The organism is Bradyrhizobium sp. MOS001, assembly GCF_004634465.1.
Lineage (GTDB): Bacteria > Pseudomonadota > Alphaproteobacteria > Rhizobiales > Xanthobacteraceae > Bradyrhizobium > Bradyrhizobium barranii.
In genome coordinates this window covers 1-10,871 of the sequence record NZ_SPVJ01000084.1, presented here as the reverse complement: position 1 = coordinate 10,871, position 10,871 = coordinate 1, and the positions used below count along the sequence as shown (strand labels likewise).

Sequence of the window (10,871 nt, the reverse complement as noted above, 5' to 3'; positions counted from 1 at the left end):
CGCGGCAATGGCGACCTGAAGGGGCCGCCCCATGAAATCGACGTCGTCGCGATCCAGGGCGACAAGGTCTTCTTTCTCGCTGTCACCAATGCGGTGAAGACGGCCGAGATTCCGGCCTGCGAAAAAGTCTGGAAGCAAATGATGGCGAGGAAGACACCGGAGGATTCCATGGCCAAGGAAGACCAGGCCATGGACGCCTACAGAAAATGCGTTGCCAAGGAGGCGCCAGGTCAAAGCTGGTTCGCGGCGGCCGTGAAGAAGGCGCGGGGCCAGTTGGAGCTGCTGCTCGCGCGGTAGGATCCCTCGGAACTAACCGATCCGGAAACGGTGTTCCGGCAGCCCCTGCGCGACGCCGTCAATGGCCAGGAGATGGCCGGCCTGCGGCTCGACGTCAAGCTGCTGCCGATCCAGGAATTTTCTGGCCGTCGTCACATACAGCGTTTTGAGATCGCTTCCTCCGAAGCAAAGACAGGTCGGATTGGTGACAGGCAGGGGAATGACCGTGTCGATCGTCCCGTCAGGCCGATAACGCACCACCCGACCGCCCGAGAAGAACGCCGTCCACAGCCCGCCATCGACGTCAACGCACGCGCCGTCAGGTCTTTCTCCGGAGGCGCTGTAATCCGCAAATAGGCGCCTGTTGCTGATCAGGCCGTCGTCGAGATCGAAGTCGAACGCCCAGGTGCAGTAACGCCGCGTGTCCGTGAAATAGAACGTCCGATTGTCGGGCGAGAACGCGATCCCATTGGACACGATGACGTCGTCGAACAGGCGCGTCACCTGACCGTCTCCGGTGACGCGGTACAGCGAGCCGTTCGGCCGGTGCAATTGATTGTCCATAGTGCCGATCCACAGGCGGCCGCGCGCGTCCACGCGGCCGTCGTTGAGGCGGTTGTCCAGGCCGCGTTCGACCTCGACGACGGTCTGGCGATGGTGGAGGGTCAAGTCCTGCGCGAGCAGATGCGAACCGTCTGACGTCAGGGCCTGGCTGCCGAGGAATTGGCAATCATAGGAGGCTTTGTAATGGGCGCCCGTCGCGGGATCGAAGGATTGATGAAGCCGGCCGTCGATGTCGATCCACCACAGCTTGCGGGACCGGTCGCACCACAGCGGCGTTTCGCCAAGAATGTCCGCGCTGGCGACCGCGGTCTCGACCCTGTGCGCGGGAATCGTTTTCGCAGTCATTCCGGAATCCGGTTCCAGCCGCGCGCGCTATCGCCAAAGGCCTGATAACCATCGGCGGTGACGGCGATGGTATCCTCGAGCTTGATAAAACCCCGTCGCTTGTGAGGCAGCGTGGTTTCAATCGAGATGACCACGCCGGCCTCAAGCGGCGCATTGGCGTCGTCGGCGGGGTAGGGAATGGGTCCGCTCGCCGTCAGGCGCGGCGCTTCGTGGCTGACGATGCCCATGCCATGGGCGACGAAGTGCATGTGCTTGCCGTGAGGAGACCGCGCAAGCGCTTCGTTCGCTGCAGCGTAGATATCGGCGCCGATGAGACCGGCGCGGATCGGAGCGCGGGCCGCCTGCTGGATCAGGTCGATTTCGCCGAGCAGATCGACGAGCTCGCCGTCCGGCGCCCCATGCATGGCCATCCGGCAGAGATCGCCGATATAGCCTTTGTAATTCCCGCCCGAATCCAGTGACACGATATCGCCGCGCTCGAGACGTTGCTCGGACGGCGCCCGGTTGAGGCTCGTTCCCATCGTCACCAGGGCGTATTCGAAGATCATGTCGCGGGACAATTCGGCCTGCCGCAAATGCCCGATGATCTCGCGCTTGCTGTGTCCGGGCCGGGCGTGGTTCACCGCATCCATCATGGAGGCGACCACGCGCTCGGACGCTTCGCGCAGGATCTCCAGCTCGGCTGCGGTCTTGATCGACCGCAGTTTCTCGAGCGGGCGCATCGCCTCGACGAGCTGGCAATCGGGGAGATCCCGACGCAGCACATCGGCGGCATCGACGGGCAGGAACGACATCTCGACGCCGACACGCAGCGCCGGCGTCGCGACCGCCTTCACATGCCTGAGCGCGAGCGCCATCGCCTCGACCGAGGTCGACGATCCGAATACGGCCGGCGGCATCCAGTATCCGGCGCCGGTCCTGTTCTCGACGCTGTCCCGCTCGTTCCGGTTGGCAACATAGGCGCACTTCTCCGGGGCGCCCTTCAAATAGACGAAGATGGGCAGATAGCGGCTGATGCCGATCGCTTCCATGTAATCGAACTGGAAGTGATAGTAACCGCCGAGCAGGTACTGAATGTTGTGCTTCGCGGTGACGATCAGCACGTCGATGCCGAAATCGTCGAGCAGGCCGTCGAGCCTTGCCGTGGAGAACGGAATTTTCGAACTCATTGATCGTTCTTCTTCGCTGACGACTTGATCTCTTGGGCGGGCGAAGGCGGTCAGCTGTCCTTCCAGGAGGACAGCGCATGCGCGACGCAGCCATTGATGTGGTCGCTGAGAACGGCCCTGGCGCTCTTGATGTCACGCTTCAGAGCGGCTTCCAGCAACGCCTTGTGCTGGTTGATCGTCTCCGTGCCGCGGTAGCGCAGCGCATAGCGGAAGTATTTGTCGAACACGATCGCATGGGTATGCATCAACTCGCGCGACCCGCAGCTCGAGATCAGCGCCTGGTGGAATTCGCCGTCGTAGCGCTTGCGCAGCTCGGGATCGTCGCCTTCCTTGAGGACGGTGCGTTCGGTCGCCGCCAGCTTGTGATGCGCGGACACGACGCGGCCCTCCCACTCGACGTCGCCGGCCCGGAATGACTCGGCCATCGCGTGATGCTCCAGCAGGATGCGCAGCTCGGCGAGCTCGCGCAGGTTCTGGATCGAGATCGGCGCCACCTCGAAGCCGCGCTGGCCTTCGGCGACCACAAAACCCTCGGACGTGAGGCGATTGAGGATCTCGCGCAGCGTCGAGATGCTGACGCCGTAATCTTCCTTCATGGCATCGAGCTTGAGACGCCCGGCAGGCGTGAGCACGCCGAAAATGATGTCGGAGCGAATGCGCTGATAGCCGCTGTCGCCTGCCGACATTGGCCGTTCCTCGAGTGTCGTCATGCGCTCTAGTCCCGCTGTCCGGATTGCCGGCCCGCCGTGCTGCGGCCGAACCATCAATGTTGCCAGCAATATAGCAGACCGACGACACATGACGTCTACTGAAATCTCATATGAAATTGATTTTGTCGTTTGACATGGAAATATATGTATGATGTGTAAATAAACGGAGCGTACGGAAAACAAGGCCTTAAGCCGCCGTTCGTGCCCCGGTGAACAGGGAGGAAACGATGAGCTTGTTGATACGGGCGCTGTCTGCGACGGCGATCTGCGTGGCGCTGACGGTCGGCGCATCCGCCGCTGACGACATCCAGGAGCGGACGATCAGGTGGGGCCACCTCAACAACACCGATCACCCTGTCAGCTTTGGCGTGCAGAAGTTTGCCGAGATCCTGCTGGCGAAGAGCGGGGGCAAGATGAAGGTGCGAGAGTTCGCAGCCTCCCAGCTCGGCAATGAGTTGCAGCAGCAATCGGCACTGCGCGGCGGCACGCAGGAGATGCTGTCGGCCTCGACCACCTCGCTCGCAACCGTCATTCCGGAATTCGGCCTCGTCGACTTCCCGTTCCTCTTCAACACGACCGAGCAGGCCGACGCGCTCGCGACCGGGAAATTCGGCAACGCGATGATTGACACGCTGCCCTCGAAGGGGCTGATCGGTCTCGGCTATTGGGGCCTGGGTTTCCGCAATGTCACCAACAGCACCCGCCCGATCACGAAGGTCGAGGACTTCAGCGGGCTCAAGCTTCGCGTGATTCCGAACCCGGTCTATCTCGAAAGTTTCAGCGCCTTTAAGGCCAATCCGGTCCCGATGGCCTTCGGCGAGCTGTATTCAGCGCTCGAGACCCGCACCGTCGACGGCCAGGAGAATCCCTACACGGTCATTCTCTCGAACAAATTCTACGAAGTGCAGAAATTCGTCTCCGCGACCAACCACACCTTCACCCTGAACATCATTCTGGTGAGCAAGGTGTTCTGGGACAAGCTGTCGCCGACCGAGCAGCGCCTGATGCGCGAGGCTTATGCAGAGAGCCGCGACTACCAGAAGGAGCAGACGCGCCTTCAGACCGAAAAGGCGCTGGCGGAATTGCAGGCCAAGGGCATGCAGTACAATGCGATCGCACCTGAAGAGACCGATCGCATGCGTAAGACAGTGCAGCCGGTCGTGGACAAGATCTCGGCCAATCTTCGGTCCGAGACGGTGAAGCTCTTCAACGACGAGGTCGAGCGCATCCGCAAGGACGTGAAGTAGCCGACGTCTCCATCACGCAGGCGGCGGGGCCGGCCATTGGCCGGCTCACACCCCTCATTTGCCCGGACGTCACGCATGGCGCGAGCTCTTGACCTCTACTGCACGTTCCTGAAAGCCGTCATTGCCGCGTGTCTTGCAGTGATGGTGGTGCTGGTGTTCGGCAACGTCGTCCTGCGTTACGGCTTCAACTCCGGCATCACGATTTCGGAGGAGCTGTCGCGCTGGCTGCTGGTCTGGCTGACCTTCCTCGGCGCCATCGTCGCGCTGCGCGAGCACGCGCATCTCGGCGTCGACAGCCTGGTCCGCATGCTGCCGGCTTACGGAAAACGCATCTGCTTCATCATCAACTATTGCCTGATGCTGTTTGCCGATTGGCTGCTGCTCTCGGGCAGCTGGCGCCAGACCATCATCAACATCGACGATCGCGCGCCGGCGACCGGCCTTTCGATGGCCATCTTCTACGCGGTCGGCGTGATCTTCGGCGTATCGGCCGCAGTCATCCTTCTCTACGACCTCGTCCGCGTGCTCACGGGACAGGCCAGCGAGGCCGATATGGTGGCAGTCAAGGAATCGGAAGAGCACTGATGCTGACCATCGGGATCACGCTATGACGATCGCCGTCTTTACCTTATCGCTGCTCGGCGCCATGGCGCTCGGCATGCCGATCGCCTTTGCGCTGATCGTCTGCGGCGTCGCCCTGATGAGCACGATCGACATGTTCGACGCCCAGATCGTGGCGCAGAATGTCATCAACGGCGCGGACAGCTTTCCGCTGATGGCCATTCCCTTCTTCATGCTCGCGGGTGAGATCATGAACAAGGGCGGCCTGGCCAAGCGTATCGTCAATGTCGCGCTCGTTGCCGTAGGCCATTTCCGCGGGGGGCTTGGCTACGTCACGATCCTCGCGTCCTGCATCCTGGCTTCGCTCTCGGGTTCGGCCGCGGCCGATGCGGCTGCGCTCGCGGCTCTGCTGGTGCCGATGATGGTTGCGGCAGGGCACAAGAAGTCCTATGCGGCGGGTCTCGTGGCGGCGGGGGGCATCATTGCCCCCGTCATCCCGCCCAGCATCGGCTTCGTCATCTTCGGCGTCGCCGCGGGCGTTTCGATCTCGAAACTGTTTCTGGCCGGCATCGTGCCCGGGCTGCTGCTCGGCGCTGGGCTTTGCATGGCGTGGGCGTGGGTGGTGCGGAAAGAGAACCTGACGCCGCCGCCGCGAGCCTCGGGGGCTGAGATCATCAAGGCCGTCGTCGATGGCTTCTGGGCGCTGATGCTGCCGGTCATCATCGTGGTCGGCCTGCGTTTCGGCATCTTCACGCCGACGGAAGCCGCGGTGGTGGTCGCCGTCTACTCCCTGTTCGTCGCGACCTGCATCTACCGTGAACTGAAACTGTCGCAGCTCTACGCCATCTTCGTCTCCTCTGCCGTGACGACGAGCATCGTGATGTTCCTTGTCGCCGCGGCGCTGGTATCGTCCTGGCTCATCACCGTGTCCGAGATATCCGCACAGGTCGTGACCCTGCTGAAGCCCTTCATGGGCAACAACACGCTGTTGATGCTCGCGATCATGGTCGTGGTGGTCATCGTGGGGACGGCGCTCGACATGACGCCGACGATCCTCATTCTCACGCCGATCCTGATGCCGATCATCAAGGCGGCGGGCATCGACCCCGTCTATTTCGGCGTCCTCTTCATCATCAACAACGCCATCGGCCTGATCACGCCACCGGTCGGCATCGTGCTCAACGTCGTCTGCGGCGTCTCGAGGATCAGCATGGAGGATATCATCAAGGGCGTCTGGCCGTTCATGATCGCGCAACTGATCGTCCTGTTCGCGATGGTGCTATTCCCGGGACTGGTGACGATTCCGGCGAAATGGTTCGGCGGCTAGTCACATATGTCGACAAAGGAGAGGCGAACAATGGCCGCTAAGATCATGATCCTCAATGGACCCAATCTGAACTTTCTCGGCATCCGGGAGCCGCACATCTACGGCCGGACGACGCTGAAGCAGATCGAGGACAGCTGCCAGGCCCTGGCCGACCAGCTCGGCGTATCGATCTCATTCCACCAGACCAATATGGAGGGTGAGCTCGTCAATCTGATCCAGTCCGCCCATGGCAAGGCGGATGCGATCATCATGAATCCGGCGGCCTATTCCTTCACCTCGATCGCGCTGATCGACGCACTGAAGATCTTCGAGGGTATCAAGATCGAGGTGCATATCTCGAACATCCATGCCCGGGACGAGCTTCACCGCCACTCGATCACGTCGAGTGCCTGCACGTCGGTTATTTGCGGCTTGGGTCCGTACGGCTATCTCGCCGCGATCCTGGCAGCCGTTCAACGGCTTGGACAATTGCCTGAAACCATTCCGCAGGCCTTGCACGGGCTTGCCGCCGCTGCCACGGCGTAAGGAGGAGAGCAACATGCGCGGTGCAGGATTTCTCGCCATCTGGAGCGACGTCGAGGCGCACGACCTGACCGATTACCGGCACTGGCTGACGCGCGAGCACACCACCGAGCGCGTGACGACCAAGGGCTTCCGCGGGGTGCGCGTCTTCCGCGCGGCAAGGGACGACATCAACCGCTTCTTCATCCTGTACGAGCTCGATGCGCCCGAGGTGCTCGACGGCGAAGCGTACCTCGCGCGCCTCAACGCGCCGACGCCCTGGTCGCAGCGCATCATGCCAAAGCTCGGCAATTTCATGCGGGGCGGGGGCATCATGGTCGCGCGCGCGGGGCGAGGCGAGGGCGCCACGATCATGGCGCTGCGGATCGAGGCTTTGCCCGCGGACGCCCGAAAACTGGCTGAGGCGCTCGTTGCATGCGACGGAATTGCCGCCATTCAGATCGGCGCGACCGACGAGGCGCGCACATCGGTGCCGACTGCCGAAAAGGGCATGCGAAAGGACGAGGGCTTTTTCGCAGGCCTATTGCTGATCGAGGCGCTCGACGTCGCCGCGTTGCAGGCCGCCTTGCAGCAGGCGCGCGCGATTGCGCCCGACATCCTGGGCCGGGCGAGCGAGCCGGAAGTCTACCAAGGCATGTTCGCGCTCGACGCCCGCATCGCGGACTTCGGCTGATGGCCGTCTTCTCGCTCGCTGCCCTGACCGTGCTCGATCTCGCGCCGCCCGAGATGATCGAGCTGGCGGCCCGCTGCGGCTACGAGAAAGTCGGGCTCAGATTGCTGCCCGCGACGCAAGGCGGAATTGCCTATCGCCTGATGGACGATGCGCCGCAGATGCGAGAGACGCTGCAGCGGTTGCAGTCGACGGGCGTGACCGTCGCCGATCTCGAAGTCGTCGCGTTCAGGCCGGCGACGGACGTCGCGTCCTTCACGCCCTTCTTCGAGGCGGGCGCGCGCCTCGGCGCCAAACATATTCTCGTTGCGGCCTACGATCCGGACCTGGCACGGTTCTCGGACCGCTACCGGCAGTTTTGCGAAGCGGCTGCACAGCACGGCCTGACATCCGATCTCGAATTCATGCCCTGGACCAGCGTTCCGGACCTGAAGACCGCGATGCGGATCGTCGCCGATATCGATCACCCCGCGGCCGGCGTTCTGGTCGATGCGCTGCATTTCGATCGATCGCAAAGCGCGCTTGCGGATATCAAGGCTATCCCGGCGAAGCAGCTTCACTACTGGCAACTCTGCGACGGTCCGGCCGAACGCCCGGCGACGACCGAGCAGCTCATTCATGCCGCACGCGAGGAACGGATGTTTCCAGGCGAGGGCGGCATCGATCTCGTCGGACTGACACAAGCCATGCCCGACAGCCTGACCATCAGCATCGAGGTCCCGACCGTTCAGCTGGCGAAGACCGTCGATGCCGTAACACGGGCACGCCGGGCGCTCGCGGCGGGCAGGGCCGTGGTCGAGAGGGCGCGCGCCGCTTCGTAAGAGGGTGGGATGCCGCAAGCCGATCGCGTCTGGGACATCGAGACCGACCTGCTGGTCATTGGCGCAGGTGCGGGGGGCATGACGGCGGCGCTGGTCGGCGCCCTCGAAGGGCTCGGCGTTATCCTCAGCGAGAAGTCGGACATGGTGGGCGGCACGACCGCAACCTCCGCCGGCACCGTCTGGATCCCGGGCAACCGGCAAGGGCGGCGCGCTGGAACGCCTGATACGGTCGAGGCCGCGCGGACCTATCTCGCCGCGATGCTCGGCGAGCACGCGACCGACCAGCGCGTGGATATGTTCCTGAAGGCCGGCCCGATCGTTCTCGATTATCTCGAGCAGAAGACGAGCGTGAAGTTCGCGGCACCGCCGGTCCATCCCGATTACAAGCAGCTTCGTGGCGCTGCGATCGGCGGTCGCGCGCTCGGAGCCGTGCCGTTCGACGGCCGCGAGCTCGGCGACGATTTCGTGCGAGTCAGGCCGCCACGTCGCGAATTCATGGTCCTCGGCGGCATGATGGTCGGGAAGGCGGACATTCCGGCGCTGCTGGCGCCCTTCCGCAACTGGACCAACTTTCGACACGCCGTCGGCCTTCTCGCCCGGCATGCGCTGGATCGGCTGCGCCACAAGCGAGGAACGCGCCTGATCATGGGCAATGCGCTGGTCGCACGACTGCTCGACAGCATCCGCCGCGCCGGCGTCGAGCTGCGATGTGAGACGGCGCTTCGCGAGATCATTTGCGAGGGCGACGACATCGTCGGTGCGGTCCTCACGTCTCCGACCGGAGAGGTCGCCATACGCGCCCGCAAGGGCGTGGTGCTGGCAACTGGCGGCATCGGCTGGAGCCGCGAGCTTCGCGAGCGGCTGTTTCCAGATGCTGCGCGCCGCTTTTCGCTCGCGCCCTCATCCAACACAGGTGACGGAATCCAAGCCGCCGAGCGTGTCAACGCCATCATCGAGCGTGACCTCGAGAGCCCGGCCCTGTGGATGCCGAGCTCGGTGATGGCGCAAGCCGACGGCCACGTCTCGGTCTTCCCGCACATCATGCTCGATCGCGCCAAGCCGGGCCTGCTCGCCGTCAACAAATCCGGCCGACGCTTCGTGAACGAAGCGGACTCCTATCACGACTTCGTCGCCGCGATGCTGCGTTCGAACGCATCTGCCTCGTCAGCCACGCCGGCTTTCCTGATCTGCGACAGGGCCTTCATCAAGGATTTTGGCATCGGACTGGTTCATCCCGGGACCAAAGACCTGACCGAGTTCTTGCAAACCAATTATTTGATCGAAGCCGAAACGATCGCAGAGCTGGCACAGAAAATCCCTATCGATCCAGATCAGCTTGCTGAAACGGTCGAACGATACAATCGGTATGCCGAGAGCGGGGTCGACGAAGATTTCGGGCGCGGTTCAAGCGAATTGAACCGGTTCAATGGCGACGCCCGGAGCAAGCCGAACCCTTGTCTGCGCCGGATCGGCCCAGGACCGTATTATGCCGTCGCCGTATGGCCCTCGGACCTCGCCAGCAGCGCCGGTCTACGCACGGATTCCTGCGCTCGCGTATTGTCTCGCGACGGCACGGTTCTATTCGGTCTCTACGCCGTCGGGACCGATTCATCCTCGATCTTCCGCGGCACATATCCGGGGCCGGGCACCATGATCGGCCCGGCCATGGTCTTCGGCTGGTGCGCCGCGATGGACGCAGCGGGAAAGCTACGCGGGCTTCTCGATCTGGCGCCGCGCTAGATGCTACCGCCCCCGCCTGAGCTCCTCGGTCGCGCGCCGGAGGACATCGTGAAGCCAGTCGTGCGCCGGCTCGCCCTCGATGCGTTCGTACCACAATAGCCGCACCTCGACCGGGGTTGTGGCATAGGGCAGTTCGTATATCGTGACCGCGTGCGCGCGTTCGAAGGCGCGTGCCAATGGACGCGGAACGATCGCCGCGAGTTCGGAGTCCGCGAGCAGGGCGGGCAGGGCCAGGAAATGCGGCAGCGAAACAGTTATGCGCGGCGGCCGGTCGCTTTCGGACAATGCCCGTTCGAGGGCCGCGCGGTCATACATTTCCGACCGCCTGGCGAGACCGCGCTCGGAGATGAAGCCTCCGATCGCGCCCTCCTGCTCGCCGCCGAAGGAGACAACGACCAGCGGCATGCGCGCCAGGGCCGCGTTGTCGATCCGGCCGAGCTTGCGCTTTCCGCCCACGATCAGCACGTCGTCATATTCGAACAACAGCGAGGTCCCGAAGCGGCTCGGCGAATCCGAGAAGACGCCGATCGCAACGTCGATGCGACCAAGGTCGATCTGCTCGGCGAGGTCGATCCGTGTCACCGGCTTGATCAGGTCGATCGCCGGCGCCTCAAGCCTGAGTATCTTCAGGAGCGGTGACTGCTCGTCTTCATTGCCGACATTCACAGTCTCGGGCTCCAGAGCGCCCAGGGCTTGATGCTGAGCTCGGCGTTCTATTGGGACCAGAACGAGGACACGCGGGCGTGGTCGAAGCGCTTCATCGCGCAGACCCAGAAGGTCCCGACCATGATTCACGCCGGCACATATGGCGCGGTGATGCACTACCTCAAAGCGGTCAAGGCGGCAGGCACGCTGGATGGTCCGACCGTCGCCGCCAGGATGCGCGATATGCCAGTGAACGATTTCATGACGAAAAACG

General features: G+C 63.3%; 11 protein-coding genes and 2 pseudogenes. 9 read left to right on the top strand and 4 right to left on the bottom strand.

All coding sequences use genetic code 11. The annotated features are described in order from the left end of the window. Positions 1–297: pseudogene (locus CT676_RS41715) on the top strand (hypothetical protein); the annotation flags it as partial. Between the two features lie 12 nt (positions 298–309). Here the strand turns inward: CT676_RS41715 and CT676_RS41710 are convergent. From CT676_RS41710 to CT676_RS41700, 3 genes are read right to left on the bottom strand one after another with little or no spacing between them, the layout of a single operon-like run. Continuing rightward, positions 310–1,185, bottom strand: a complete 876-nt coding sequence (locus CT676_RS41710) for an SMP-30/gluconolactonase/LRE family protein (protein ID WP_135217139.1) — start codon at positions 1,183–1,185, stop codon at positions 310–312. Beyond that, the gene (locus tag CT676_RS41705; protein WP_135217138.1) at positions 1,182–2,354 is read right to left on the bottom strand and encodes a Xaa-Pro peptidase family protein; all 1,173 of its coding nucleotides are present in this window, start codon (positions 2,352–2,354) and stop codon (positions 1,182–1,184) included. Before CT676_RS41705 ends, CT676_RS41710 begins: the two co-directional genes overlap by 4 nt. Before the next feature lie 50 nt (positions 2,355–2,404). Next, positions 2,405–3,064 (bottom strand): GntR family transcriptional regulator, encoded by a 660-nt coding sequence (locus tag CT676_RS41700; RefSeq protein ID WP_135217137.1) that lies wholly within the window; start codon positions 3,062–3,064, stop codon positions 2,405–2,407. 227 nt (positions 3,065–3,291) lie between these two features. On the opposite strand from CT676_RS41700, the gene CT676_RS41695 reads away from it, so the two are divergent. The 7 genes from CT676_RS41695 (at position 3,292) to CT676_RS41665 (ending at position 9,952) form a co-directional block, all read left to right on the top strand. Next, the gene (locus CT676_RS41695) at positions 3,292–4,311 is read left to right on the top strand and encodes a TRAP transporter substrate-binding protein (protein ID WP_135217136.1); all 1,020 of its coding nucleotides are present in this window, start codon (positions 3,292–3,294) and stop codon (positions 4,309–4,311) included. A 75-nt stretch (positions 4,312–4,386) separates the two neighbouring features. After that, positions 4,387–4,896: a TRAP transporter small permease gene (locus CT676_RS41690; protein ID WP_071915797.1), complete on the top strand. Its 510-nt coding sequence runs from the start codon at positions 4,387–4,389 to the stop codon at positions 4,894–4,896. Positions 4,897–4,918: 22 nt separating this feature from the next. Then, positions 4,919–6,199, top strand: coding sequence for a TRAP transporter large permease subunit (locus CT676_RS41685; RefSeq protein WP_071915796.1), 1,281 nt, complete (start codon positions 4,919–4,921; stop codon positions 6,197–6,199). A 30-nt stretch (positions 6,200–6,229) separates the two neighbouring features. Beyond that, positions 6,230–6,724, top strand: a complete 495-nt coding sequence (locus tag CT676_RS41680; protein WP_135217135.1) for a type II 3-dehydroquinate dehydratase — start codon at positions 6,230–6,232, stop codon at positions 6,722–6,724. Positions 6,725–6,737: 13 nt separating this feature from the next. Beyond that, positions 6,738–7,394, top strand: a complete 657-nt coding sequence (locus CT676_RS41675) for a hypothetical protein (RefSeq protein WP_071917613.1) — start codon at positions 6,738–6,740, stop codon at positions 7,392–7,394. Next, on the top strand, positions 7,394–8,212 hold the full coding sequence (locus tag CT676_RS41670) for a TIM barrel protein (RefSeq protein WP_135217134.1): 819 nt from the start codon (positions 7,394–7,396) through the stop codon (positions 8,210–8,212). The genes CT676_RS41675 and CT676_RS41670 overlap by 1 nt, the downstream gene beginning before the upstream one ends. A gap of 9 nt (positions 8,213–8,221) precedes the next feature. Further along, positions 8,222–9,952, top strand: coding sequence for an FAD-binding protein (locus CT676_RS41665; RefSeq protein ID WP_135217133.1), 1,731 nt, complete (start codon positions 8,222–8,224; stop codon positions 9,950–9,952). 3 nt (positions 9,953–9,955) lie between these two features. On the opposite strand, the gene CT676_RS46365 is transcribed toward CT676_RS41665, so the two are convergent. Beyond that, a complete protein-coding gene (locus tag CT676_RS46365; RefSeq protein WP_343287585.1) occupies positions 9,956–10,357 on the bottom strand; it encodes a LysR substrate-binding domain-containing protein in 402 nt (133 codons plus the stop codon). Between the two features lie 234 nt (positions 10,358–10,591). On the opposite strand from CT676_RS46365, the pseudogene CT676_RS41655 reads away from it, so the two are divergent. Next, positions 10,592–10,871 (top strand): annotated as a pseudogene (locus CT676_RS41655) (ABC transporter substrate-binding protein); the annotation flags it as partial.

Bases quoted from the DNA above. Each gene is read 5' to 3' on its own strand.
- CT676_RS41700 (WP_135217137.1), bottom strand. From the start codon at position 3,064: ATGACGACACTCGAGGAACGGCCAATGTCGGCAGGCGACAGCGGCTAT.
- CT676_RS46365 (WP_343287585.1), bottom strand. From the start codon at position 10,357: ATGCCGCTGGTCGTTGTCTCCTTCGGCGGCGAGCAGGAGGGCGCGATC.
- CT676_RS41685 (WP_071915796.1), top strand. From the start codon at position 4,919: ATGACGATCGCCGTCTTTACCTTATCGCTGCTCGGCGCCATGGCGCTC.
- CT676_RS41710 (WP_135217139.1), bottom strand. From the start codon at position 1,185: ATGACTGCGAAAACGATTCCCGCGCACAGGGTCGAGACCGCGGTCGCC.
- CT676_RS41670 (WP_135217134.1), top strand. From the start codon at position 7,394: ATGGCCGTCTTCTCGCTCGCTGCCCTGACCGTGCTCGATCTCGCGCCG.
- CT676_RS41695 (WP_135217136.1), top strand. From the start codon at position 3,292: ATGAGCTTGTTGATACGGGCGCTGTCTGCGACGGCGATCTGCGTGGCG.
- CT676_RS41680 (WP_135217135.1), top strand. From the start codon at position 6,230: ATGGCCGCTAAGATCATGATCCTCAATGGACCCAATCTGAACTTTCTC.
- CT676_RS41690 (WP_071915797.1), top strand. From the start codon at position 4,387: ATGGCGCGAGCTCTTGACCTCTACTGCACGTTCCTGAAAGCCGTCATT.
- CT676_RS41665 (WP_135217133.1), top strand. From the start codon at position 8,222: ATGCCGCAAGCCGATCGCGTCTGGGACATCGAGACCGACCTGCTGGTC.
- CT676_RS41705 (WP_135217138.1), bottom strand. From the start codon at position 2,354: ATGAGTTCGAAAATTCCGTTCTCCACGGCAAGGCTCGACGGCCTGCTC.
- CT676_RS41675 (WP_071917613.1), top strand. From the start codon at position 6,738: ATGCGCGGTGCAGGATTTCTCGCCATCTGGAGCGACGTCGAGGCGCAC.